This window comes from Streptomyces sp. NPDC006733, assembly GCF_040636125.1.
GTDB lineage: Bacteria > Actinomycetota > Actinomycetes > Streptomycetales > Streptomycetaceae > Actinacidiphila.
Window position 1 is genome coordinate 56685 of record NZ_JBEYJD010000016.1, and the last position, 23276, is coordinate 79960.

Annotated in this window: 23 protein-coding genes; 7 read left to right on the forward strand and 16 right to left on the reverse strand. The window is 74.1% G+C overall.

The genetic code is table 11. The features are described 5' to 3' along the window. Positions 1-5: 5 nt before the first annotated feature. Genes ABZ721_RS16290 through ABZ721_RS16305 form a run of 4 tightly spaced genes read right to left on the reverse strand, consistent with a single transcriptional unit; the run spans position 6 to position 3024 of the window. A complete protein-coding gene (locus tag ABZ721_RS16290) occupies positions 6-965 on the reverse strand; it encodes a YihY/virulence factor BrkB family protein (protein ID WP_358789270.1) in 960 nt (319 codons plus the stop codon). A 34-nt stretch (positions 966-999) separates the two neighbouring features. Next, positions 1000-1503, reverse strand: a complete 504-nt coding sequence (locus tag ABZ721_RS16295; RefSeq protein ID WP_358789271.1) for a GtrA family protein — start codon at positions 1501-1503, stop codon at positions 1000-1002. After that, a complete protein-coding gene (locus ABZ721_RS16300; RefSeq protein ID WP_358789357.1) occupies positions 1500-2417 on the reverse strand; it encodes a decaprenyl-phosphate phosphoribosyltransferase in 918 nt (305 codons plus the stop codon). The genes ABZ721_RS16295 and ABZ721_RS16300 overlap by 4 nt, the downstream gene beginning before the upstream one ends. 46 nt (positions 2418-2463) lie before the next feature. Beyond that, complete coding sequence (locus ABZ721_RS16305; protein WP_358789272.1) at positions 2464-3024, reverse strand: phosphatase PAP2 family protein; 561 nt, start codon at positions 3022-3024, stop codon at positions 2464-2466. 162 nt (positions 3025-3186) lie between these two features. Between ABZ721_RS16305 and ABZ721_RS16310 the strand changes: the two genes are divergently transcribed. Beyond that, positions 3187-4551: an FAD-binding oxidoreductase gene (locus tag ABZ721_RS16310; protein ID WP_358789273.1), complete on the forward strand. Its 1365-nt coding sequence runs from the start codon at positions 3187-3189 to the stop codon at positions 4549-4551. A 47-nt stretch (positions 4552-4598) separates the two neighbouring features. Further along, positions 4599-5354 carry a decaprenylphospho-beta-D-erythro-pentofuranosid-2-ulose 2-reductase gene (locus ABZ721_RS16315; protein ID WP_358789274.1) on the forward strand — a complete coding sequence of 252 codons (756 nt, stop codon included), beginning with the start codon at positions 4599-4601 and terminating at the stop codon, positions 5352-5354. A 6-nt stretch (positions 5355-5360) separates the two neighbouring features. On the opposite strand, the gene ABZ721_RS16320 is transcribed toward ABZ721_RS16315, so the two are convergent. Both ABZ721_RS16320 and trpS read right to left on the reverse strand, forming a co-directional pair. Beyond that, positions 5361-5936: a 2'-5' RNA ligase family protein gene (locus tag ABZ721_RS16320; protein ID WP_358789275.1), complete on the reverse strand. Its 576-nt coding sequence runs from the start codon at positions 5934-5936 to the stop codon at positions 5361-5363. A gap of 184 nt (positions 5937-6120) precedes the next feature. Continuing rightward, the gene (gene trpS / locus ABZ721_RS16325) at positions 6121-7188 is read right to left on the reverse strand and encodes a tryptophan--tRNA ligase (RefSeq protein ID WP_358789276.1); all 1068 of its coding nucleotides are present in this window, start codon (positions 7186-7188) and stop codon (positions 6121-6123) included. A 179-nt stretch (positions 7189-7367) separates the two neighbouring features. Here trpS and rocD point away from each other — a divergent pair, with 179 nt between their 5' ends. Continuing rightward, positions 7368-8573 carry an ornithine--oxo-acid transaminase gene (rocD, locus tag ABZ721_RS16330; protein WP_358789277.1) on the forward strand — a complete coding sequence of 402 codons (1206 nt, stop codon included), beginning with the start codon at positions 7368-7370 and terminating at the stop codon, positions 8571-8573. A 38-nt stretch (positions 8574-8611) separates the two neighbouring features. Next, on the forward strand, positions 8612-9469 hold the full coding sequence (locus ABZ721_RS16335; RefSeq protein ID WP_358789278.1) for a hypothetical protein: 858 nt from the start codon (positions 8612-8614) through the stop codon (positions 9467-9469). A 74-nt stretch (positions 9470-9543) separates the two neighbouring features. On the opposite strand, the gene ABZ721_RS16340 is transcribed toward ABZ721_RS16335, so the two are convergent. Further along, the gene (locus ABZ721_RS16340) at positions 9544-10017 is read right to left on the reverse strand and encodes a carboxymuconolactone decarboxylase family protein (RefSeq protein ID WP_358789279.1); all 474 of its coding nucleotides are present in this window, start codon (positions 10015-10017) and stop codon (positions 9544-9546) included. Positions 10018-10066: 49 nt separating this feature from the next. On the opposite strand from ABZ721_RS16340, the gene ABZ721_RS16345 reads away from it, so the two are divergent. Then, entirely contained in the window at positions 10067-11521 is a 1455-nt protein-coding gene (locus ABZ721_RS16345) for a PLP-dependent aminotransferase family protein (RefSeq protein WP_358789280.1), read from the forward strand. 32 nt (positions 11522-11553) lie between these two features. Here ABZ721_RS16345 and ABZ721_RS16350 read toward each other — a convergent pair whose 3' ends face one another. The 6 genes from ABZ721_RS16350 to ABZ721_RS16375 all read right to left on the reverse strand — a co-directional run bounded on the left by ABZ721_RS16350 (position 11554) and on the right by ABZ721_RS16375 (position 17426). Further along, positions 11554-12570, reverse strand: coding sequence for a hypothetical protein (locus ABZ721_RS16350; RefSeq protein WP_358789281.1), 1017 nt, complete (start codon positions 12568-12570; stop codon positions 11554-11556). 10 nt (positions 12571-12580) lie between these two features. Continuing rightward, entirely contained in the window at positions 12581-13150 is a 570-nt protein-coding gene (locus ABZ721_RS16355; RefSeq protein ID WP_358789282.1) for a hypothetical protein, read from the reverse strand. Continuing rightward, positions 13147-14754 (reverse strand): hypothetical protein, encoded by a 1608-nt coding sequence (locus ABZ721_RS16360; RefSeq protein WP_358789283.1) that lies wholly within the window; start codon positions 14752-14754, stop codon positions 13147-13149. The genes ABZ721_RS16355 and ABZ721_RS16360 overlap by 4 nt, the downstream gene beginning before the upstream one ends. Positions 14755-14950: 196 nt before the next feature. Then, positions 14951-15940 (reverse strand): malate dehydrogenase, encoded by a 990-nt coding sequence (locus tag ABZ721_RS16365; RefSeq protein ID WP_358789284.1) that lies wholly within the window; start codon positions 15938-15940, stop codon positions 14951-14953. A gap of 192 nt (positions 15941-16132) precedes the next feature. Beyond that, on the reverse strand, positions 16133-16570 hold the full coding sequence (locus ABZ721_RS16370) for a DUF3017 domain-containing protein (RefSeq protein ID WP_358789285.1): 438 nt from the start codon (positions 16568-16570) through the stop codon (positions 16133-16135). Then, positions 16560-17426, reverse strand: a complete 867-nt coding sequence (locus tag ABZ721_RS16375; RefSeq protein WP_358789286.1) for a bifunctional methylenetetrahydrofolate dehydrogenase/methenyltetrahydrofolate cyclohydrolase — start codon at positions 17424-17426, stop codon at positions 16560-16562. Before ABZ721_RS16375 ends, ABZ721_RS16370 begins: the two co-directional genes overlap by 11 nt. A 145-nt stretch (positions 17427-17571) precedes the next feature. On the opposite strand from ABZ721_RS16375, the gene ABZ721_RS16380 reads away from it, so the two are divergent. After that, the gene (locus ABZ721_RS16380) at positions 17572-18201 is read left to right on the forward strand and encodes an RDD family protein (RefSeq protein WP_358789287.1); all 630 of its coding nucleotides are present in this window, start codon (positions 17572-17574) and stop codon (positions 18199-18201) included. Positions 18202-18290: 89 nt separating this feature from the next. Here the strand turns inward: ABZ721_RS16380 and purH are convergent, their stop codons facing one another. Together purH and purN are read right to left on the reverse strand one after the other, a co-directional pair. Next, positions 18291-19853, reverse strand: a complete 1563-nt coding sequence (purH, locus tag ABZ721_RS16385) for a bifunctional phosphoribosylaminoimidazolecarboxamide formyltransferase/IMP cyclohydrolase (RefSeq protein ID WP_358789288.1) — start codon at positions 19851-19853, stop codon at positions 18291-18293. Between the two features lie 7 nt (positions 19854-19860). After that, a complete protein-coding gene (gene purN / locus ABZ721_RS16390; protein WP_358789289.1) occupies positions 19861-20487 on the reverse strand; it encodes a phosphoribosylglycinamide formyltransferase in 627 nt (208 codons plus the stop codon). A 242-nt stretch (positions 20488-20729) separates the two neighbouring features. On the opposite strand from purN, the gene ABZ721_RS16395 reads away from it, so the two are divergent. Next, entirely contained in the window at positions 20730-21461 is a 732-nt protein-coding gene (locus tag ABZ721_RS16395) for a hypothetical protein (RefSeq protein ID WP_358789290.1), read from the forward strand. Positions 21462-21514: 53 nt separating this feature from the next. Here the strand turns inward: ABZ721_RS16395 and ABZ721_RS16400 are convergent, their stop codons facing one another. Next, positions 21515-23149 (reverse strand): DUF6350 family protein, encoded by a 1635-nt coding sequence (locus ABZ721_RS16400; RefSeq protein ID WP_358789358.1) that lies wholly within the window; start codon positions 23147-23149, stop codon positions 21515-21517. Between the last annotated feature and the right edge of the window lie 127 nt (positions 23150-23276).

Genomic DNA, 23276 nt, shown 5'->3' on the forward strand with positions numbered 1-23276 from the left:
CGGGGTCAGGCGGGGCCGGCGGCCGGCTTCGGCGCCGCCGCGTCCGCCGCCGAAGCCGTCGCCGTCTCCGTACCGGTGTCGGCGTCCGGGTCGGTGGCCGTGTCGGTCGCCGCCGCGTCCTTGGAGGGGACGGCCGTCCAGGCGGCGCAGAACAGCAGGAGCTTGGCCATGAAGTTGAACCACAGGAGCAGGGCGACCGGGACGCCGAAGGCGCCGTACATGCTCTTGGCCGCGACGTTCTGCAGGTAGCTGCTGAGCACCAGCTTGAGGATCTCGAAGCCGACGGCGCCGACGAGGCCCGCGACGATCACCCGGCGGCGCGGGGGTTCCACGCCGGGCAGCAGGGTGAGCAGCACGACCAGGAGCACGAAGTCCGCGACGACGGCGATGCAGAAGCCCGCCGCGGTGAGGGCGAACTGGCCGGCGGTGCTGTTCTCGACGCCGAGGCTGTCGGCGGCCCAGCCGACGGCGGCGGTCGCGAACGCGGAGGACGCCAGCGAGACGACGGCCGCGCCGCCGAGGCCGAGCAGGATCCCGGCGTCCCGCAGCCGGCTCTTGAACGGGTTCTCGTCCTCGTCGTCCTTCTCCCAGACCGCGCGCAGGCAGTCCCGCAGCGAGGCGACCCAGCCGAAGCCGGTGAACAGCAGCAGCGCGCCGGCGATGAGGCCGACGGTGCCGGCGTTGGCGACCAGGCCGTCGATGTTGAGCTGGTCGGCGATGCCGGGGACCTGCTCGGAGACCTTCTTCTGGATGTCCTGCAACTGCTGGTCGGAGAGCAGGGCCGCGCCGATCGCCGCGGCGACGGTGATCAGCGGGAAGAGCGAGAGGAAGCTGGTGAAGGTGACGGCCGCAGCCAGCCGGCTCCAGTGCACCTTCTGGAGGTGCTCGAAGGAGCGCCAGGCGTGGGTGCGCATCAGCCGGGAGATCCACGGGCCGATCCACCGCAGTTTCGTCAGCCACTCCATGTGATCCGCTCCATGTCCGGTTGCCTACCCTGCGTCAGCGTGCGCACTCCCCCGGCGCCCGCGGTGAACCTGGCGGCGCCGCCGGCATCGGTGCCGGTCCGCGCCGTCCGAAGACGAAGGTCCGTGTCCCCCAGAAGCGCAGCGCGGTGGCCAGGGCCATGCCGACGACCGCGCCCGAGACCACGTCCGCGCGCGGGGTGGTGAGCCCGAGCGCATAGTGCGACACGGCGAGGCACAGCAGCTGCACCGCCGCGCCCGCCACGTTGAACGCGAGGAAGACGGCGTACTGGCGGGCGCGTCCGCCGACCGGCGGACGGGCGCGGTAGGTGCCCAGCGCGTTGCCGGCGTAGGCGACCGTGCACCCGGCGACGAAGGACAGCGCCTTGGCCGTGAGCGGCCCGAAGCCGCCGGGGCCGCGCAGCCAGACGAACAGGCCGAGGTCGACGGCGTAGGCGGCGGCGCCGGCCAGCGCGAAGCCGAGGATCTCCGAGCGCAGGGCGCCGGGCGTGCCGGGCGCTCCGCGCGGCACGGACGTCACAGCTCGGCCACCGCCAGGGCGTAGAGCACCGCCCAGCCCAGGGCGATGACGAGCATCGGGCGGTCGCGCAGCACCACGTCCTCCGGCGCTCCGGCCGCGCCCGCGTCGGCGAAGACCGCGTAGCGGAGCACGGACAGGATGAACGGGATCATGGACAGCTGCCGCCAGGGCAGCGATCCGGCGGCGGCGCCGCCCGTCTCCATCGCCCACATCCCGTACGCGAGGACCGCGACCCCGGCCGCGAGCTGCCAGACGAACCGCAGGTAGCCGGTGGTGTACGCGGTCAGCAGGGAGCGCGAGGCGCCGGCCTCGCCGTCGGTGCCGGACATCAGGACCAGCTCGGAGTAGCGCTTGGCGGCGACCATGAAGAGCGCGCCGAACCCGGAGGTGATGAGGAACCAGCGGGAGAGCGCGATGTCGAGGGCGAAGCCGCCGGCCATGGCGCGCATGAGGAAGCCGGTGGTGACGACCACGAGGTCCACGACGAGGACGTGCTTGAGCCGCAGGCAGTACGCGAGCTGCATGACGAGGTACGCGGCGAGCAGCCCGGCGGTCGCCGCGTTGCAGAGCAGGTACGCGGCGGCCGGCGCGAGGACGGCGAGCAGCGCGCCCGCCGCGTAGGCGACGGACACCGGGAGCTGCCCGCTGGCGACGGGACGGGCGCACTTGACGGGGTGGGCCCGGTCGGCCTCGGCGTCCCGCGCGTCGTTGATCAGGTAGACGGCGGAGGCGCAGGCGGTGAAGAGCGCGAACACGATGCCGAGCTGGACCAGTCCGTGCTGGGACAGCAGCCGCCCGGCGGCGACCGGTGCGGCGAGCACCAGGCCGTTCTTGACCCACTGCCGCGGCCGGGCCGTGCGGATCAGGCCGCCGGGCACGGTCGCCAGGGCGCGGAGCGTCCCGGCGGTGGGCACGGGTACGGACGGCCGCGGTACGTCGTCGAAGACCGCCGAGGTGGGCTCAGCCACGGAGTCCTCCGCCCCGCAGCGACCACGCCCGGCCGAGCCGGGCCGTGGCGGCGCCCAGCACGGCGCCCGCGGCGACGTCGCTCGGGTAGTGCACGCCCGCGACCAGGCGCGACGCGCACACGCCGGCGGCCAGCGGGGGGAACGGGCCGAGCAGCCGGAGCGGGCCGGGCAGCAGTGCGCCGAAGGCGACGGCCGCGGCGGCCGACGAGGCCGCGTGGGAGCTGGGGAAGCTGTGCCGGCCCGCGGTGCCCACCAGGGGCCGTGTGCCGGGCAGTTGCGGGCGGGGGCGGCGGACGACCCGTTTGACACCCATGCTCGCGACGTGCGCGGCGCCGACCAGGACGGTGGCCCGCAGCCAGGCGCTCCGGCGCGGCCGGTCCAGGCACGCGCCGGCGAGCCCGGCGGCGATCCACAGGGCGGCGTGCTCGCCGCTCCAGGACAGCGCCCGCGCGGCGCGCGCGACCGGTGGCCCGTCGCCGCACCGGCGCAGCGCGGTGAGCAGCCGGCGGTCCACTTCCGACGCACGTGACGCCGCGGAGTCCGGAGTTCGCACCGGCGGGTCCTCCCTCGTTCGTGGTTCTGCCGTTCCCATGTAAAGGGGACAATGCGGTAATATGCCCTTTATCAACCCCTGACTCACCCTCACTCACCCGTTCCAGTGAGAGACCTGGCATATAGGGGCAATAACCCCCTTTCTGGCGATAACGTCACGGCCATGCCGCCACCCTCCGCCCTGACCACGCCCGTCTCCGGCTGGGGCCGCACCGCGCCCACCACCGCGCACGTGCTGCGCCCGCGCAGCTACGAGGAGGCGGCCCAGGCGATCCGGGACTGCGGGGGCCGCGGCGCCATCGCCCGCGGGCTCGGCCGGGCGTACGGCGACGCGGCGCAGAACGCCGGCGGCGCCGTCCTGGACATGACGGGCCTGGACCGGATCCACGAGATCGACGCCGTCAACGGCCTGGTGGTCTGCGACGCCGGGGTGAGCCTGCACCGGCTGATGCAGATCCTGCTGCCGCTCGGCTGGTTCGTCCCCGTCAGCCCCGGCACCCGGTACGTCACGGTCGGCGGGGCCATCGGCACGGACATCCACGGCAAGAACCACCACCTGTCGGGCTCCTTCACCCGCCATGTGCGCGCCATCGAGCTGCTGACGGCCGACGGCAGTACCCGTCTGGTCACCCCCGAGGACGAGCCGGAGCTGTTCTGGGCGACGGCCGGCGGCATGGGCCTGACCGGCATCGTGCTCGCCGCGACGATCCAGCTGCTGCCGGTGGAGACCTCGTTGATGAGGGTCGACACCGAACGGGCCGCCGACCTCGACGACCTGATGGCCCGGCTCACCACGGGCGACCACCGCTACCGCTACTCGGTCGCCTGGATCGACCTGCTCGCCCGCGGCGCCAGGACCGGCCGCGCCGTCCTGACCCGCGGCGACCACGCCCCCCTCGACGCCCTGCCGCCGCGCGCCCGCCGCGCCCCGCTCGACTTCCGGCCGGGCCGGCTGCCGGGCGCCCCGGGGTACGTGCCGGAGGGGCTGCTCGGGCGCGGCAGCGTCGGGCTGTTCAACGCGCTGTGGTACCACAGGGCGCCCCGCGAACGGCGGGGCGAGCTGCAGAAGCTCTCGACGTTCTTCCACCCGCTCGACGGGGTGCCGCACTGGAACCGGATCTACGGACGCAGCGGCTTCGTCCAGTACCAGTTCGTCGTCGGCGACGGCCGGGAGGACGCGCTGCGCCGCATCGTGAGCCGGATCAGCCGCCGCGGCGTCCCGTCGTTCCTCGCCGTCCTCAAGCGGTTCGGCGAGGCCGACCCGGGGTGGCTCTCCTTCCCGATGGCCGGCTGGACGCTCGCGCTCGACATCCCCGCGACCCTGCCGGGCCTGGCCACCTTCCTCGACGTGCTGGACGACGAGGTCGCCTCGGCCGAGGGCCGCGTCTACCTCGCCAAGGACTCCCGGCTGCGCCCCGAGATGCTGGCCGGCATGTACCCGCGGCTGGACGCCTTCCGGCAGTTGCGCGCCGACCTCGACCCCCGCGGGGTCTTCACCTCGGACCTCGCCCGCCGCCTCGCCCTCTGAGACCGCCCTCCGAGACCGCCCCCAGGACCGCCCAGGAGCTCCGCCACGTGAAAGACGCCTTCGGCACCCCCCAGTCCCTGCTGATCCTCGGCGGCACCTCCGAGATCGCGCTCGCCACCGCCCGCCGCCTCATCGCCCGCCGCACCAGGACCGTCCACCTGGCGGGCCGCCCCTCCCCCGCCCTCGACGCCGCCGCCGAGCACCTGCGGTCGCTGGGCGCGGACGCGCACGTCGTGCCCTTCGACGCGCTGGACACCGGGTCGCACGAGGAGGTGCTCGGCAAGGTCTTCACGGACGGCGACATCGACATGGTGCTGCTCGCGTTCGGTGTCCTCGGCGACCAGGCCCGCGACGAGCAGGAGCCGCTGTCCGCCGTCCACATCGCGCAGGTCAACTACACCGGGGCGGTCTCCTCGGCGCTCGTGTGCGCGGGCGCGCTGCAGCACCAGGGGCACGGCTCGCTGGTCGTGCTGTCGTCGGTGGCCGGGGAGCGGGCCCGGCGGAGCAACTTCATCTACGGGTCGAGCAAGGCCGGCCTGGACGCCTTCGCACAGGGCCTCGGCGACGCGATGCACGGCTCGGGCGTGCACGTGATGGTCGTCAGGCCCGGCTTCGTCCGCACGAGGATGACGGCGGGCCTGCCGGAAGCGCCGCTCGCCACCACCCCCGAGGCGGTGGCGGAGGCCATCGAGACGGGCCTGCGGCGCCGCGCGGAGACGGTGTGGGTGCCGGGCCCGCTGCGCTACGTCATGTCGGCGCTGCGGCACGTGCCGCGCGCGCTCTTCAGGAGACTGCCGGTGTGACGGGGGTCAGCGGGGCGTCGTGGTGGCGCGGGCGCCCTGCTGCTGCGGCACGACCCCGCAGGTGTCGACGCCGAACGGGTACTCGCGCATCTTGCGCCAGACCCCGTCCCCGCCCTGCTCGTACAGCGCGAACCCGGTGGCCGTCCAGCTCGCGGTGAAGTCCGCGAGCGCCGCGTGGGCCCGGTCCATCGCCTCCTCGGCGATGCCGTGGGCGACGGTCACGTGCGGGTGGTACGGGAACTGCAGCTCGCGCACGACGGGGCCGGAGCGCACGTCGCCCTGCAACTCGGTGCACTCGTGGGTGCCCTCGGCCAGGCGCACGAAGACCACCGGGGAGAGCGGGCGGAAGGTGTCCGTGCCGTCCAGCCGCATCCGGAACGGCCGGCCGGCCGCCGCGACCTTCGCGAGGTGGCGGCGGAGCGCCGGGAGGTCGGCGGAGTCGATCTCGGTCGGCGGCAGCAGCGTGACGTGCGTGGGGATGGCGTACGCGGCCGGGTCGCCGAAGCCCGCACGCGCCTCCTGGAGCAGGCGGCCGTAGGGCTCCGGGACCGCGATCGAGACTCCGATCGTGCTCGTCCCCACTGCGTTCACCCCTCTTCCGCTGATCACCGGCGCCTCGTGGGCGCACTTCGGTCTGCTCTCAGTGTGACGCGTGTGCGGCTCGCGCCGCGAGCGTCGTCGGACACACTCCGGTGGGACCTAGGACTCTTCTGCCGCCCCGGCCTGTCCGCACCGGTACGGCGCTGCGCCGGTGCTCCGGTGCGCTTCAGTGCTTGGCGGGCAGGAAACCGATGCGGTCATACGCGCTGGCCAGCGTCTCGGCAGCCACGGCGCGCGCCTTCTCCGCACCCTTGGCCAGGACAGCGTCCAACGTCTCGGGGTCACCCAGGTATTCCTGCGTGCGCTCCCGGAACGGTGTGACCCACTCCACAAACCGATCCGCCAGGTCAACCTTCAGCGCACCGTAGCCCTTGCCGTCGTACTGCTGCTCCAGTTCCGCGATTCCGGTACCGGTGAGGGTGGAGTAAATGGTGAGGAGGTTGCTGATGCCCGGCTTCTCCTTCTCGTCGAAGCGCACCACGGTGTCCGTGTCGGTGACCGCGCTGCGGATCTTCTTCGCCGAGGTCTTCGGTTCGTCGAGGAGGTTGATCAGGCCCTTCGGGGACGACGCCGACTTGCTCATCTTCGCCGTCGGGTCCTGGAGGTCGTAGATCTTCCCGGTCTCCTTGACGATGTGCGGCGCCGGGACGGTGAAGGTCCGGCCGTAGCGTCCGTTGAAGCGCTCCGCGAGGTCGCGTGTCAGCTCCACGTGCTGGCGCTGGTCCTCACCGACCGGCACGGCGTTCGCCTGGTACAGCAGGATGTCCGCGACCTGCAGGATCGGGTACGTGAAGAGGCCGACGGTCGCCCGGTCGGAACCCTGCTTCGCGGACTTGTCCTTGAACTGCGTCATCCGGCCGGCCTCGCCGAAGCCGGTCAGGCAGTTCATCACCCAGCCGAGCTGCGCGTGCTCCGGCACGTGGCTCTGGATGAAGAGCGTGCAGCGGTCCGGGTCCAGGCCCGCCGCCAGCAGCTGCGCCGCCGCGAGGCGGGTGTTGGCCCGCAGCTCCGCCGGGTCCTGCGGGACCGTGATGGCGTGCAGGTCCACGACCATGTAGAACGCGTCGTGGGTCTCCTGGAGCGCCACGTACTGGCGGATCGCACCCAGGTAGTTCCCCAGGTGGAAGGAGCCTGCGGTGGGCTGGATACCGGAGAGCGCCCGCGGTGTGAGGGGCGGGGCGAAGCCCCTCGGCTGAGGGTGGTGGGGGGCGACGGGCGGGCGATCGTTGGCCATGCCGCCATTCTCTCAGGTCCCCCGAGCAGGATCGCCCCCTCCCCGGCACCGCCGCGGGCGTCCGCCCCGAACAGCCGGTGCCGCAAGGTTTCATCGCACCGTGCCCGACCGACGATAGAAAGGGGCGTCACCCCGCCCCGAGGCAACAACTCCCGACGCACCACGAACGGAGCACGTACGTGACGACCACTGAGACCAGCATCGCCGCCGCCGAGGCCCACAGCGCCCACAACTACCACCCGCTGCCGGTCGTCGTCGCCACCGCGGAAGGCGCGTGGATGACGGACGTCGAGGGCCGCCGGTACCTGGACATGCTGGCGGGCTACTCCGCCCTCAACTTCGGGCACGGCAACCGCCGGCTGCTCGACGCCGCCAGGGCCCAGCTCGAACGCGTGACGCTGACCTCGCGCGCCTTCCACCACGACCGGTTCGCCGACTTCTGCACGCAGCTGTCCGAGCTGTGCGGCATGGAGATGGTGCTGCCGATGAACACCGGCGCCGAGGCGGTCGAGACGGCCGTCAAGACCGCCCGCAAGTGGGGCTACCGCGTCAAGGGCGTGCCGGACGGCCTCGCGAAGATCATCGTCGCCGAGAACAACTTCCACGGGCGCACCACCACGATCGTCAGCTTCTCCACGGACCCCGAGGCGCGGGCCGACTTCGGGCCCTACACGCCCGGCTTCGAGATCGTCCCGTACGGCGACCTCGCCGCGCTGGAGGCGGCCGTCGACGAGCACACGGTCGCGGTGCTGCTGGAGCCGATCCAGGGCGAGGCGGGGGTGCTGGTGCCGCCGCCGGGCTACCTGGCGGGCGTGCGGGCGCTGACCCGCGAGCGCGACGTGCTGTTCATCGCCGACGAGATCCAGTCCGGGCTCGGGCGGACGGGCCGCACGTTCGCGTGCGAGCACGAGGACGTCGTGCCGGACATGTACGTCCTCGGGAAGGCGCTGGGGGGCGGCGTGGTGCCGGTCTCGGCCGTGGTCTCCTCGGCGGCGGTGCTCGGCGTCCACCGGCCCGGCGAGCACGGGTCCACCTTCGGTGGGAACCCGCTGGCCTGCGCGGTCGCGCTGGAGGTCATCGCGATGCTGCGCACCGGCGAGTACCAGCAGCGCGCCGCCGAACTCGGCGACCACCTCCACCACGAGCTGGGCCTCCTCACCGGCACGGGCCCGGTCGACGCGGTCCGCGGGCGCGGCCTGTGGGCCGGGATCGACATCGCGGCCGGGCACGGGACGGGGCGCGAGGTCTCGGAGCGGCTGATGGACCGCCGCGTCCTGGTGAAGGACACGCACGGCTCGACGATCCGGCTGGCACCGCCGCTGGTGATCTCCAAGGAGGACCTGGACTGGGGTCTGGAGCAGCTGCGGGCCGTGCTGGCGGGTTGAGACCGGGCGCCGGCCCCCGCGCCGCCTAGGGTCGGCGCATGATCGTGGGAATGCTCTGCGCGCTCGGCGCGGCCGTGTGCTTCGGCGTGGCGTCGGTGCTGCAGGCGGTCGCGGCCCGGGCCGCCACCCCCGGCAGCGGGTCGGGGGTGGACGCCCGGCTGCTGGTGCGGGCACTGCGCGAGTGGCGGTACGTGGCCGGGCTGGGGCTCGACGCGGTGGGGTTCGGGCTGGAGATCGTGGCCCTGCGGCTGCTGCCGATCTACGCCGTCAGCGCCGCGCTGGCGGCGAGCCTGGCCGTCACGGCGGTCGCCGCCGCGCGGCTGCTCGGGGTGCGGCTGGGGCGCGCCGAGTGGGGCGCGGTGGCCGCCGTGTGCGGCGGGCTCGGGATGCTGGGGCTCGCCTCCGGGCGGGAGGGCGACGGGGTCGGGAGCACCGCGCTGCGGTGGGCCGTGCTGGGCACCGCGTTCGCGGTGCTGGGGCTCGGCGTGGTCGCCGGGCGGCTGCCGGACCGGGCGCGGGCCGCCGCGCTGGGGTTCGGCGCGGGGATCGGGTTCGGGGTCGTCGAGGTCGCGGTACGGCTGCTCGACGACCTGTCGCCGGGCGCCCTGGCCGCCGATCCGGCGGCGTACGCGCTGCTCGTCGGCGGCGGCGCCGCCTTCCTGCTGCTGACCTCGGCCCTGCAGCGCGGCTCGGTGACCGCCGCCACCGCCGGCATGGTGATCGGCGAGACCGTCGGGCCGGCCCTGGTCGGAGTGATCGCGCTGGGCGACCGCACCCGTCCGGGCCTGGCCCCGCTGGCCGTCGCCGGCTTCGCGCTGGCCGTGCTCGGCGCCCTGGCCCTGGCCCGCTTCGGCGAGGGCGGCGCGCCGGCGGATGGCGACGGTCACGCCGCGTAGGCCGACCGCGCGCCACGCCCCGCACGGCGGCACCGCTCACGCACGGCGTCGTGCGCACCCCCGCCGGAGGGCGCTCAGCGCGCGGCGGGCGACAGGCGGCAGGTGACGCCCACCCGGTTCCAGGCGTTGATCGTGATGCACATGGCGATCAGCCGGGCGAGTTCGTTCTCGTCGAACTGCCGGGCCGCCTCGTCGTAGACGTCGTCGGGCACGCCGTGGTCGCCGAGGCGGGTGACGGACTCGGCGAGGGCCAGGGCCGCGCGCTCGCGGGCGGTGAAGAAGGGGGTCTCGCGCCAGACGCCGATGCCGTACAGCTTCTGCTCGGACAGGCCGAGCTTGCGCGCGTCGCGCGAGTGCATGTCGAGGCAGAAGGCGCAGTGGTTGAGCTGCGAGGCGCGGATCTTGACCAGCTCGGCGATCATCGGGTCGAGGCCGTGGGCGGCGGCCTTGTTGAGCGCCACGATCGCCTCGTAGACGTCGGGAGCCACCGTCGGCAGGTCGATGCGCTGGGCGGGAGCGGGAACGGGGGTCTGGTCGGTCGTCGTCATGCCCCCACGCTAAGCCGACAGTGGCCCCGCCGTATGGTCCACTTGGCACATGAACGACTGGGCCACTTCCGGGGTCGACCTCCATCTGGACCTGGCCGCGGGCGCCGGTGCGCGGGCCGGCCTGGAGCGGGCGCTGCGCGACGCGGTCCGGGACGGCCGGCTCGCCGCCGGCACCCGGCTGCCGTCGTCGCGGGCGCTGGCCAAGGATCTGGGCCTGGCCCGCAACACCGTCGCCGACGCGTACGGCCAGCTGGTCGCGGAGGGCTGGCTGGCCGCCCGGCAGGGCTCCGGCACCCGGGTGGCGGGCAGCACCGCGCCGCCGCGCCCGTCCCGCCGCCCGGCCGCTCCCGAGCGGTCCGGGCTGCTGCTGGGGAACCCGGCCGCCGACGGCTACCCCTACGACCTGCGGCCCGGCACCTCCGACCTGTCGGCGTTCCCCCGGACCGCCTGGCTCGCCGCGGCCCGGCGCGCCCTGGCCGCCGCCCCCAACGACGCCTTCGGCTACTCGGACCCGCGCGGGCGCCCGGAGCTGCGGGAGGCACTCGCGGAGTACCTGGCGCGGGTGCGCGGGGTGCGCGCCGATCCCGGGCTGATGCTGATCTGCTCGGGGTTCGTGCAAGGGACGGGGCTGCTGGCCCGCGCGCTGCGCGCCCGCGGCGCGCGCCGGATCGGCGTCGAGGCGCTCGGCTTCCCCGACACCCGCCGGATCCTGCGCACGGCGGGCCTCGGCACCGTCGAGCTGCCCGTGGACTGCGACGGCGCCCGGCTCGACGGGCTCGGCCCGCACCACCGCCCGGCGGCGGACGCGGTGCTGCTGACGCCCTCGCACCAGTTCCCCACCGGCGCGCCGCTCTCGCCCGAGCGGCGCACGGCCGTGGTGGAGTGGGCGCGCGCCACCGGCGGGACGGTCGTCGAGGACGACTACGACGGCGAGTTCCGCTACGACCGCCAGCCCGTCGGCGCGCTGCAGGGGCTCGCCCCCGGCCACGTCGTCTACGCCGGTACCGCCAGCAAGAGCCTGGCGCCCGGCATCCGGCTCGCGTGGCTCGTCCTGCCGCCCGCGCTCCTGGACGCGGTGGTGGAGGAGAAGCGGACGGCCGACCGCCACTCCCCCGTCATGGACCAGCTCACGCTCGCCGAGCTGATCCGCTCGGGCGCCTACGACCGCCACGTGCGGCGGATGCGGCTGCACTACCGCACGCGCCGCGACCGGCTGGTCGCGGCGCTCGCCGCGCACGCCCCCCGCGTGCGGGTGTCGGGCATCGCGGCCGGACTGCACGCCGTCCTCGAACTGCCCCCCGGCTCGCCCCCGGTGGGCGACCTCGTCGCCCGCGCGAGCCGCGCGGGCCTCGCGCTGGCGGGTCTGGAGTCCTACAGCGGCCCGGCGGACGGACCCGGCGCCCTGGTGGTCGGCTTCGGGTCGCCGCCGGAGCACGCCTTCAGCGGCGCGCTCGACGCGCTGTGCGCGCTGCTCGCCGAACCGGGACGCGCCGCCGGCCGCTGACCGGCCGGGACCGGCCGGGACCGGCCGCCGGCTCAGCCGCTGCCGGGCGGGCAGTGGCCGGTGGTGCAGAAGGACGACAGGACGTTGCGGAAGACCTCCTCGTGCGCCGACCAGTCGCTGTCCGGGCCCGCCACCAGCAGCGCGTACTGGACGGCGCTGGGGTCGGTGAAGGCCTGGACGACGACGTGCCGGACGGTGCCGTCGGTGCGGACATAGCTGTACTCGAGCTCGGCCGGGTCGCCCGCGCCGGACCCGAGCCGCTCCAACCGGATCTGCTGGTAGCCGTTGTTCTTCGCCACCGTGTCCTCCGTCGCCTGCAGTGACTCGAACGGCGTCGTCTCGGGGCCCCGCAGCGCGAACACCTGGATCAGGCTGGTGCCGTCCGAGGTCTTGTAGAAGACGCTGTCGCCCTCCGTGCTGCGCTCCCGCCAGTCCTCCGGGACCAGCAGGCTGAACCCGGCCGGGTCGGACGTCCGCACGAAGCCGGCCGGCGCGGTGCTCCCGTCGGCGCTCGGGCTGTCGGAGGGCGAGGACGACTCCGTCGAGGGGGACGTGTCGGTCGGGCTGCCGGACGGGCTGTCGGACGAACTGTCGGTCGACGGCTGCTCCCAGGACGACGAACTCGACGCCGGGCCCGTGCCGTCGCCCTTTCCCTGGTGGCGCAGGAGCGCCCAGCCGCCGAACCCGAGCCCGGCCGCCAGCACCACGGACACGACGACGGCCGTCAGCACGGTCGCGCGCGACCAGCCCCGCGGCGGTCCCGGCGGCGGGCCGGGCGGCCCCGGCGGCGGGCCGTACGAGGGTCCCAGGACCGGCGGTTCGTACCGGGTCGCGTCGTGCGTCACCTCGCTCGACGACGGAAGGTGGTCCGGCGGCGGCGGATACACCGGGGGCTCGTACGGCGCCCCGGACGCCCCGGACGGGTACACCGGAGGCTCGTAGGGCTCCCCGGACGGGTACGACGGCGGGGGCTCGTACGGCCCCGGCCGCTGCCGGTCCGGCTCGGGGCCCCGCACCCACTGCTGCCGGTCGGCGTCCCAGTGGCTCATGTCGCCCCCCTCATCCCAGCAGCTGGGCGATGGCCTGGACGACCGCGAGGGCCGACGCCAGCCCGCCGGCCGCGGTACCGCCGACGGTCAGCAGCGACCGCAGCCGCTCCAGCCGGCCTCGCTCGGTCCGTCCGGTCCTGTCGATCTCGTGCGCGACGTCCGCCAGCTCCTCCGCGACCTCGTCGAGGTGGTCGTCCTCGGTCCGCGCCAGCAGCGGCAGTTGCGCGCGCAGCAGCCTGACGGCCGTCACCAGCTCGGGCGACGCGGCGATCAACTGGCGTGAGGCGTCGACGGCGCGGGACTCCCGCCCGGCCGCCACCGCTCCGCCCGACATCGACCCGACGCTGATCCCGCCCGCGCCCGGCGCCGCCGGCGCGGCCGCGGGGCCGTCGTCCGGCGGCGGTGTCCCGATCCGTTCGGAGCGGTCCTCGGCCGAGGACCGGTGGCCGCTGGCCACCGCCCCGCCCGACATCCGCCCGATGGAGATCCCGCCGCCCGCGGCCCGCGCGGAGCCGGGCTCGGGCCGCGGTGACTCGTCGTCCTCGCCGGCGGGCTCGGGCCCGCTCCGGTCCTGTGTCATTTCGTGTCTCCCCCTGTGGTGTGCCGTGCCTGTGCCCCGCTGCCGGCGGCGACCGCGCCGCCGCTCATCGAGCCGATGTAGAAGCCGCCCTCCGCGACCTGCACGATCTGCTGCTCGAAGCGGTCCGTCTCGTATCCCTGGCCGCTCAGCGCGTCCCGCACGCCGCTCGCGATCCGGTCCTCGATCGTCTTCACGTAGCGGCTGATGTCCATCTCCTGGAAGAGCGAGATCTCCCGCGAACTGCCCATCTCCCGCACCGAGGTGGCGGGCCCGTCCGGCAGCGCGCGCTGCGCGTCGGCCAGCCACGTCCTGAACACGGCCGCGATCGTCCGGATGCTGGAGACCGCGGCGGCGAAGCCGGCGGTGGGGCCGGTCAGCAGGGCGCGCACACCGTCGCGGAACACGTCCTCCGAGCCGCGTCCGGCGATCACGTCGACCGCCCGGTACTCCGGGCGGACCGGGCTCAGGATGTGCGGCGCGACCTCCAGCACGAGCATCCCGCCCTGCGTGTGCACCCGGACCAGCACGGAGACCACGACCTGCTCGTCCCACGCGCCCACCCGGATCCGCAGGAAGTACCGGCGGCCCTCGCCGCCCTCGTCGACCGCGTCGGCGACGTGCCGGCCGACGATGCCCCGGTCGTAGGAGACCTCGCCGCGCGGCACCCCGACCGGCAGGTAGACGAACTCCTCGATCTCCAGGTCCTTGAGCCGGTCCCTGCTGGTCTCGGCCGCCGACTGGCGCAGCGCCTCCAGCCGGGGCCGGATCAGCTCGATGACCATGCGGCTGGTGAGCTGGGGCGCGTCCGCGTCCGCCGGCTCCCGCCGCTTCAGCTCCAGCGCGAACGACCACGGCTCGTACGGGGTCCCCGCGCCGATGAAGGGCCGGAACGGGTCGTAGATGGTGAGCCCGGCGTGCTGTTCACGCTCTATGGCCGCCTCGATGCGCCGGTAGGAGTGCCCGTGGGGCAGCCGCGGCCGGGGCAGGACGGCGAACCGGGAGCGGGACAGCTCGTTGCGCATGACGCCCGAGACGTGGGCGCGGTGCATCCAGACGGGCACCACGAGCAGCAGCGGGAAGAACACCGCCGGCCAGTCGGCCGCGCCGTCCAGGAAGAAGATCAGGAGAGCCGCGATCCAGTAGACCGCCAGCAGCAGCCGCGGCCCGATCGGCGCCAGCTTGGTGAGCCGGCCGCGGCGGCCGAGCAGCGCCTTGCGCAGGGTGGCCCGGTCCAGGGCGTAGACGGCGGTGCCCCGGCCGGTGGCGGCCCAGGACGCCCACAGGATCATGCACAGCACCGCGTAGCTCAGCGCCCACACCATCGGCAGCCCCGGCACGGGGCCGCCGGCGCTGTAGTCGACGGCGAGGAACACCGCCCAGACGAAGAGCAGCAGCAGCGAGGTCTGCGCCTCCTGGCTGCGGGCGCGCAGCGCGTACGCCAGGACCGGGACGGCGTCGACGCCCAGGGACGGCGCGACCGGGCGTTCCTCGTGCTGGACCAGCTGCTCGATGACCTGGCTGCGGAAGTCGGCGTCGAGGTAGACACCCGCGCAGAGCAGGCGGGTGGCTTCCGTGCGCGTGTCGCGGTGCGCGGGAACGGACATTCGCCCCCCGATCGTCGAACTCATGCATGAATAGCGCGAGTTGAACGTAATCCGGAGTTCCCAGAATAAAGGACACGAGCGCCGCCGGATGAATTTCGGACGATATTCCTGTGCGATGCAACGGCCCGGCAGCGCGACGGCCCGCCGCCGGTCCCTCGCGGGGACCGGCGGCGGGCCGTCGTGGCGTGCGGGTGGCTCAGATGAGGCCGAGGGCGCGGACCGCGTCGCGCTCCTCCTCGAGCTCCTTGACCGAAGCGTCGATGCGGGCGCGGGAGAACTCGTTGATCTCCAGGCCCTGGACGATCTCGAAGGCGCCGTCCTTGGTGGTGACCGGGAAGGACGAGATCAGACCGGCCGGAACGCCGTAGGAGCCGTCGGAGACGATGCCCATGGAGGTCCAGTCGCCGGCCGCGGTGCCGTTGACCCAGGTGTGCACGTGGTCGATGGCGGCGTTCGCGGCCGAGGCGGCCGAGGAGGCGCCACGGGCCTCGATGATCGCGGCGCCGCGCTTGGCGACGGTCGGGATGAAGGTGTCGGCGAGCCACTGCTCGTCGTTGACGACCTCGGCGGCGTTCTTGCCGGAGACCTCGGCGTGGAAGATGTCCGGGTACTGGGTCGCCGAGTGGTTGCCCCAGATCGTCAGGCGCTTGATGTCGGAGACCGTGGTGCCGGTCTTCTTCGCCAGCTGCGACAGCGCCCGGTTGTGGTCCAGGCGGGTCATCGCGGTGAAGCGCTCGGCCGGTACGTCCGGGGCCGCCGCCTGCGCGATGAGCGCGTTGGTGTTGGCCGGGTTGCCGACGACGAGGACCTTGATGTCGTCCGCGGCGTTGTCGTTGATCGCCTTGCCCTGCGGCTTGAAGATGCCGCCGTTGGCGGAGAGCAGGTCACCGCGCTCCATACCGGCGGTGCGCGGGCGGGCGCCGACGAGCAGCGCGACGTTCGCACCGGCGAAGGCGACGTTCGGGTCGTCGGTGATCTCGATGCCGCGCAGCAGCGGGAACGCGCAGTCGTCGAGCTCCATGGCGGTGCCCTCAGCGGCCTTGAGACCCTGCGGGATCTCCAGGAGGCGGAGGTTCACCGGCACGTCCGAGCCGAGCAGATGGCCCGACGCGATGCGGAAGAGCAGCGCGTAGCCGATCTGGCCCGCCGCTCCGGTGACGGTGACGTTGACGGGGGTGCGAGTCATTGCCTTCTCCTGGCCTTTTCCTGCGGGAAATCTGGCCGCCCCGGCAGCGTCCCTAGCCCCGGAACGTGGGTCTCTCGGCATCAAGAGACCCGCCGCCAGGCTATCGCGCCCCGGCCGGACAGATGACCCGCGGCCGTGTGGCCCCGGTCACCGCCGCCCCGGATCGCCGTCGGGAGGCGCCCGGCCCCCAGGTCAGCGGACCGAGAAGCGGATGATGTCCTCCAGGAACGGCACGTCCAGGATGGGATCCGGCTGCACCATCAGCGCCAGCAGCACGATGCCGGTACCGAGCAGCAGATACGTGATGACGTCGGTGAAGCGGCTGCGCACGGCCAGCATCCCGACCCGCGGCAGCGTGAACCGCATCGCCGCGCCCACGAGCAGCGCGGCCCCGACGATGACCGCGCCCGCCCGGAAGTGGTCGGCCGCGATCAGCACCAGGCCGAGGGCGACCCCGCCGAGCACCACCAGGATCGGCCACTGCCGGGCCGGCGCCGAGGCGTCCCGGCCGGCCGCCCGGCCGCCGCCCTCGGGGCGGGCGGTGGTACGCGTCCACAGGGCGTACCGGTGCGGGCGGCCGGTGGCCGCCTCGCCCGTCACGGCCCCGTCGGACTCCGGCTCAGCCGGCATGGCCGGCGGCCGCGCGCTCGGCGGCCTCGACGACGTTGGCCAGCAGCAGCGCGCGGGTCATCGGGCCGACTCCGCCGGGGTTCGGCGAGATCCAGCCGGCGACCTCGGCCACGCCCGGGTGGACGTCACCGACGATCTTGCCTTCGGCGTCCCGGCTGACGCCGACGTCCAGCACGGCCGCGCCGGGCTTGACGTCCTCCGGCTTGACCAGGTGCGCCACCCCCGCCGCCGCCACGATGATGTCGGCCTGGCGCAGCAGCGCGCCGAGGTCGCGGGTGCCGGTGTGGCACAGCGTCACGGTGGCGTTCTCGCTGCGGCGGGTCAGCAGCAGGCCGATCGAGCGGCCGACGGTGATGCCGCGGCCGACGACGACCACGTGCGCGCCGTTGATCTCCACCTTGTGGTGGCGCAGCAGTTGGACGATGCCGTTCGGGGTGCAGGGCAGCGGGCCGGTCTCGTTCAGCACGAGGCGGCCCAGGCTCATCGGGTGCAGGCCGTCGGCGTCCTTGTCCGGGTCCATCAGCTCCAGGACCCGGTTGGTGTCGATGCCCTTGGGCAGCGGCAGCTGGACGATGTAGCCGGTGCACTCCGGGTTCGCGTTCAGCTCCCGGACGACCGCCTCGATCTCCTCCTGGGTGGCGGTGTCGGGCAGTTCGCGCTGGATCGAGCCGATGCCGACCTGCGCACAGTCGCGGTGCTTGCCCGCGACGTACCACTTGCTGCCCGGGTCCTCACCGACCAGCAGGGTGCCCAGTCCGGGCACGATGCCCCGGGCCTTGAGCGACGCCACGCGGGACGTGAGATCGGACTTGATCGCGGCTGCGGTGGCCTTGCCATCGAGAATCTGGGCGGTCATGGCCCCCATCTTTCCGGATGGGGGGTCCCGCCGACGAATCCGGGTAGCCGATCGCCACCGCGCGCCTTGCGCAGCCGCCGCCGTGACCAGGACGATGTGGCCCTGCGTCCCCACGCTCCACGTCCCCGCTCGGAGGAAACCGCACGTGAGCTATCCGCCCGGCCCCAACAACCCTTACGACCAGCAGCCGCAGCAGCAGCCCCCGCAGGGGTACGGCTACCCGCAGCAGCCGCCGGCGTTCCCGCAGCAGAACCAGGGCCAGTACGGGTACCCGCAGACAGGCCTGCCGCCGGGGATGCCGCCCCTGGCGAGCTGGGGCGCGCGCTTCGGCGCCACGCTGCTGGACTTCCTGATCGTCGGCCTGGTCCCGACCGTCCTGCTCATGATCGGCTACGCGAAGTTCATCAAGGTGTTCGTCGACGCCGTCAACGACTGCGACGCGGCCAACACCGACACCTGCCCCGTTCCTCCCATGCCGGGCAGCTCCCTCGCGCTGATCGCCATCGGCGGCCTGCTGAGCCTCGCGGGCACCCTGTGGCTCTGCTACCGGGAGGGCTCCACCGGCCAGACCCCGGGCAAGAAGATCTGCGGCATCCACCTGCTGCGCGAGGCCGACGGCCAGGTGCTGGGCTTCGGGATGGCGTTCGTCCGCCGGCTGTGCCACGCCCTCGACGGGATGGCCTGCTACATCGGCTACCTGTGGCCGCTGTGGGACGAGAAGAACCAGACCTTCGCCGACAAGATCATGCACACCGTCGTGGTGAAGCGCCCGTAGAGCCCGTGCACGAGAGCGGCCCGCACCCCAGGGGGATGCGGGCCGCTCTCGGCTCCGGGTCGCCCCGAGCCGCTCCGGATCGCTCCGGGTCAGTGGAAGAAGTGCCGGGTGCCGGTGAGGTACATCGTCACGCCGGCCTTCTTCGCCGCCTCGACGACCAGCTCGTCACGGACCGAACCGCCCGGCTGGACCACGGCCTTGACGCCCGCCGCCAGCAGGATCTCCAGCCCGTCGGGGAAGGGGAAGAACGCGTCGGAGGCCGCGTACGAACCGCGCGCCCGCTCCTCGCCCGCCCGCTCCACCGCGAGCTTCGCCGAGTCCACCCGGTTGACCTGCCCCATGCCGACGCCGACGCTGGCGCCGCCCTTGGCGAGCAGGATCGCGTTGGACTTCACGGCGCGGCAGGCGCGCCAGGCGAAGGCCAGGTCGGCCAGCTCGTCGGCGTCCAGCGCCTCGCCGGTCGCCAGCGTCCAGTCGGCCGGGTCGTCGCCCTCGGCCTGCAGCAGGTCCTTGACCTGGACCAGAGCGCCGCCCTCGATCGGCCGCAGCTCGCCCGCGCCGGCCGGCGCGTCGGCGCAGCGCAGCACCCGGATGTTCTTCTTGCGGGCCAGCACCTCGACGGCGCCGTCCTCGTACGCGGGGGCGACGATGACCTCGGTGAAGATCTCCGCCACCTGCTCGGCGAGCTCCACGCTCACCGGGCGGTTGACCGCGATCACGCCGCCGAACGCCGACAGCGGGTCGCAGGCGTGCGCCTTGCGGTGCGCCTCCGCGACGTCCGCGCCGACCGCGATCCCGCACGGGTTGGCGTGCTTGATGATCGCGACGCACGGCTCCGCGTGGTCGTACGCGGCCCGGCGCGCGGCCTCGGTGTCCGTGTAGTTGTTGTACGACATCTCCTTGCCGTGCAGCTGCTCGGCGCCCGCGAGGCCCTTGCCGCTGCCGTCGCTGTAGAGCGCGGCGGCCTGGTGCGGGTTCTCGCCGTAGCGCAGCACGTGCTGCCGGGTGAGGGAGACGCCGGTGAAGTCCGGGAACGGGCTGTCGTCGGCCGCGTACTCCGCGGCGAACCAGGACGCGACCGCCAGGTCGTACGAGGCGGTGTGCGCGAACGCCTCGGCGGCGAGCCGCTTGCGCCCGGCGAGGTCGAACCCGCCGCCCTGGACGGCCGCGATGACGTCCGCGTACCGCTCGGGGCTGGTGACGACCGCGACGGAGGGGTGGTTCTTGGCGGCGGCGCGGACCATCGACGGGCCGCCGATGTCGATCTGCTCCACGCACTCGTCGGGCGACGCGCCCGAGGCGACGGTCTCCTTGAACGGGTACAGGTTCACGACGACCAGCTCGAACGGCTTGATGTCCAGCTCGGCCAGCTGCCGCTGGTGGTCCTCGAGACGCAGGTCGGCGAGGATGCCGGCGTGCAGCTTGGGGTGCAGGGTCTTGACCCGGCCGTCCAGGCACTCGGGGAAGCCGGTGACGTCCTGCACCGGCGTGACGGGCACCCCGGCGGCGGCGATGCGCGCGGCGGTCGACCCGGTCGACACCAGTTCGACGCCCGCCTCGTGCAGCCCGCGCGCCAGCTCCTCCAGCCCGGTCTTGTCGTACACGCTCACCAGCGCGCGCCGGATCGGCCGCTTCGTACCTTCGGAGTTCATGCCGCCCTCAACCATGTCGCAGCAATACCTTTCGTCCCTCAATGCGATACCCGTCGCGGGCCAGCCGCCCCACGACGTCGACGAGCAGCCCTCGCTCGACTTCCTTGATGCGCTCATGGAGCGCTTCCTCCGTGTCATCCGGCTCGATGGCCACCACCCCCTGGGCGATGATCGGGCCGGTATCGACGCCGTCGTCGACGAAGTGCACGGTGCAGCCCGTCACCTTCGCGCCGTACGCGAGCGCGTCCTTGACGCCGTGGGCGCCCGGGAAGCTCGGCAGCAGCGCGGGATGCGTGTTGACGAACCGTCCCCCGAACCGCGCGAGGAACTCCTTCCCCACGATCTTCATGAAGCCGGCCGAGACCACCAGGTCCGGCCGGTGCTCCGCGGTCGCCTCGGCGAGCGCGAGGTCCCAGGCCGCCCGGTCGGCGTAGTCCTTCACCTTGACCACGAAAACCGGCAGCCCGGCCCGCTCGGCGCGCTCCAGGCCCACGATTCCGTCGCGGTCGGCGCCGACCGCGACGATCGTCGCCCCGTACGCGGGATCGCTCTCGATGACGTCGAGCAGCGCCTGCAGATTCGTCCCCGAACCGGAGACGAGGACGACTAGACGAGCCGGGGTGTGCGCAGCCACTGGCGGGGCTCTCTCTCGAGACCGTGCGGATTTGGAGGATCGTACGAGCCACCGGGTTCCCGCCCTTCAGGGAACCCTACGAGGCCGCCGACCGTCAGCAACGATACCGGCACGCGAAGGTCCCCCCACGGGACGGGGGAGCGCGCGGAAGGTAGCGTCTTCCGCAGGAACGGTTATCGCGCGCCCGGCGCGTGACGCATACGACATGAGGAGTCGACGGCAAGGGGATGGCGCAACCAATCATGAGCAGCGGACCGATCACCATCGCGCTGCGTGCGCCCGAGGGCGAACAGCAGGACAACCCGTTCGCCCCGCCGCCCGAAGGCGCCCCCGAACAGCCCTGGCAGCCGCGGCGCCCCGAGGGCGCGCCCGAGGGCGGCGACAGCAGCCCAGACAACGGCACGCCTCCGCCGCCGCCCGGCTGGGGCGGCCAGTGGAGCAGCCAGCAGCCCGGCCGTCAGGACGGCTTCGGCAACCGCCCCAGCGGTCCTGAGACCCCCTCGCAGCCCACCGGCCCGCGCTTCGACCCCACCGACCCCGCCCAGCGCCGCTCGCGGTACGCGCTGGTCTGCGGCGGCTGGGGCCTGATCTTCTCGCTCTTCCGCTGGACAGAGATCGCCCTGCTGCTCGGCGCCCTCGCCCTCTACTGGGGCATCAGCGCCCTGCGCATGAAGCCCGAGGACCGCGCCGCGGCGCGGGCCGAGGCGGCGGCGGCCATGGCCGAGTCCGGCGCGGGCACCGCCCGCCCCGCCCCGGCGGCCCCCGCCTCCCAGCGGTCCTTCGCGGCGGCGGCCTGGAGCGGCATCATCACCAGCGCCGTCACCCTGGCGATCGTGGCCGCCACGTTCACCTTCCAGTTCGTCTACGACGACTACGTCACCTGTAAGCGCGACGCGCTGACGACGCCGTCGAGCGAGGCCTGCGTCGACCTGCTGCCGAAGCCGCTGCGCTCGTTCATGGGGAACGACGGGTAGTCGCCGGTCGGATCACCGGCCGGGGGCGCGTTTGTCGACGGGGCGCGTCCCGATCAGTCCCACGGCGGGAGCACCGGCGGCAGGGGCCGGATGTCCGGCGGCTCGGGCCGGCTCTCCGGCGGCTTGATGACGGCGGGGCCGGGGAGCGCGGGGCCGGTGTCCGCGGAGCCGGTGGCCTTCGGGTCGGCGACCGCGGGCTCGGTGGCCGCCGTACCGTCCTGCGGCCCGGACCGGGTCCTGCGCCACCGCGCCGGCCACAGCCGGGCGGCCCACCGCCATCCCGGCCGGCCCCAGTGCCAGCGGAACACCCGCCGAGCTGTGCCCCAGCGCTCGCCCCAGGACACCGGCTCCGCCGGAACGCGCACGTGCCACCAGCGCACCGCCAGCGCCCCCGCCACTCCGACGAGCACCGTCCAGCCCAGCGCCGCACCCCCCGCCGCCCACCACACGGGGCCGAAGTCCGCGAGGGGGCCCGAGCCCATCGGGCCGGACGACCACGCGGTGAGGAACCCGGTGGCGGCCCCGCAACCGAGCGCGGCGACGACGGCGACCAGCGCCGTCCGGGCGGGACCCCAGGAGCCGCCCGCGGCGCCGCGGCCGACGAGCCGGGCCGCACAGGCCCCGGCCAGCACCGGGAGCAGCAGCACCGCCCAGTGCAGCGGCGACGCGGCGGGCGCCGGGAGCGCGGCCAGCAGCGGGAAGTTCGGCAGGGCGCCGGGCAGGCTCCCGCCGGCCCCGACCGGGGCCACGACGCTGCCGGCCCCCACCGCGAACCCGGGCCCGAGCGCGTACGACGCGCCCCACACGGCCATGTTCGGCACCAGCGCGAGCGCGACCAGCAGCACCGCGAACTGCCCCGACAGCGGCGCGCTGAGCTGCCCGAACGAGTGGCCGACCTGCCGTTCGTGCCAGACCAGCGAGGCTCCGCAGAGCACCGCCCCGCCGCCGACGAGCACGGCGGTGGCCGCCGCGGCGGCCCGCGCGGCGAGCGCGAGCCCGCCATCCGGGAGGGTCAGCGATCGCGGCAGCGCGAGGGCGTCGAGCCGGCGGCGTACCGCCCGTGGCAGTGCGAGCACGGGCCGCCCGCAGCCGGACCACGCGCCGGCCCCGGCCGCGAGCACGGCGACGACCGGCAGGTGGAGCAGCGCGTCGAGCGGATCGCTGCGCACCGGTCCGTAGGAGGTGTAGAGCACGACGCCGACGCCGATCGCCAGATACCCGGCGACGAGCCAGCACGCGGCGACCGCGGCGGTCCGCGGCTCCGTCCGCCGCTCGGGGGCGTCCCCGCCGTCCTCGTCCTTGCCGTCGCTTCCGTCGCTGCCGTCGTTGTCGTCCCCGCTATCGGGCGGGGCGACCGCGTCCGCCGCGGCCCGGTAGAGCAGCCAGGCGGGCAGCAGGGTGAGCAGCAGCGGCGTGACGCCGATCGGCGCCGGCACCCCGGACAGCGTCTCGGTCCGCACGAGGGCGCCGCCGTGGGCCAGCAGCCACAGGTCGGCGGCCATGCAGAGCGCCCCGTCGAGCCCGTTGTCCGGGAACGGCGAGGTGATCCACAGGATGAGGACGACGACGGCGAGGGCGCCGAGCCCGAGGCCGGCCGCGACCACCCCGGCGCCGAACGCGGTGGCCGCCGCGGACGCGCGGCGGCGGTCCGCGACACGCTCGGGCAGGGCGGGAGGGCGGTCCGTCATGTGGGTCACGTCGACCCATGCTGCCAAGAACACACCGAATTGAGAGGGTAGCGGGCAAATGGCCGTCGTGTCGCTCAATATGACGTTATGCGTGTTTTCACATCATCGTTCGTACAGGGGTCGGGCG

Bases quoted from the DNA above. Each gene is read 5' to 3' on its own strand.
- ABZ721_RS16290 (WP_358789270.1), bottom strand. From the start codon at position 965: ATGGAGTGGCTGACGAAACTGCGGTGGATCGGCCCGTGGATCTCCCGG.
- ABZ721_RS16370 (WP_358789285.1), bottom strand. From the start codon at position 16,570: ATGCCGGCTGAGCCGGAGTCCGACGGGGCCGTGACGGGCGAGGCGGCC.
- ABZ721_RS16375 (WP_358789286.1), bottom strand. From the start codon at position 17,426: ATGACCGCCCAGATTCTCGATGGCAAGGCCACCGCAGCCGCGATCAAG.
- ABZ721_RS16395 (WP_358789290.1), top strand. From the start codon at position 20,730: ATGAGCAGCGGACCGATCACCATCGCGCTGCGTGCGCCCGAGGGCGAA.
- ABZ721_RS16345 (WP_358789280.1), top strand. From the start codon at position 10,067: ATGAACGACTGGGCCACTTCCGGGGTCGACCTCCATCTGGACCTGGCC.
- trpS (WP_358789276.1), bottom strand. From the start codon at position 7,188: ATGGCCAACGATCGCCCGCCCGTCGCCCCCCACCACCCTCAGCCGAGG.
- purH (WP_358789288.1), bottom strand. From the start codon at position 19,853: ATGAACTCCGAAGGTACGAAGCGGCCGATCCGGCGCGCGCTGGTGAGC.
- ABZ721_RS16365 (WP_358789284.1), bottom strand. From the start codon at position 15,940: ATGACTCGCACCCCCGTCAACGTCACCGTCACCGGAGCGGCGGGCCAG.
- ABZ721_RS16335 (WP_358789278.1), top strand. From the start codon at position 8,612: ATGATCGTGGGAATGCTCTGCGCGCTCGGCGCGGCCGTGTGCTTCGGC.
- ABZ721_RS16310 (WP_358789273.1), top strand. From the start codon at position 3,187: ATGCCGCCACCCTCCGCCCTGACCACGCCCGTCTCCGGCTGGGGCCGC.
- ABZ721_RS16340 (WP_358789279.1), bottom strand. From the start codon at position 10,017: ATGACGACGACCGACCAGACCCCCGTTCCCGCTCCCGCCCAGCGCATC.
- ABZ721_RS16360 (WP_358789283.1), bottom strand. From the start codon at position 14,754: ATGTCCGTTCCCGCGCACCGCGACACGCGCACGGAAGCCACCCGCCTG.
- ABZ721_RS16400 (WP_358789358.1), bottom strand. From the start codon at position 23,149: ATGACGGACCGCCCTCCCGCCCTGCCCGAGCGTGTCGCGGACCGCCGC.
- ABZ721_RS16355 (WP_358789282.1), bottom strand. From the start codon at position 13,150: ATGACACAGGACCGGAGCGGGCCCGAGCCCGCCGGCGAGGACGACGAG.
- ABZ721_RS16350 (WP_358789281.1), bottom strand. From the start codon at position 12,570: ATGAGCCACTGGGACGCCGACCGGCAGCAGTGGGTGCGGGGCCCCGAG.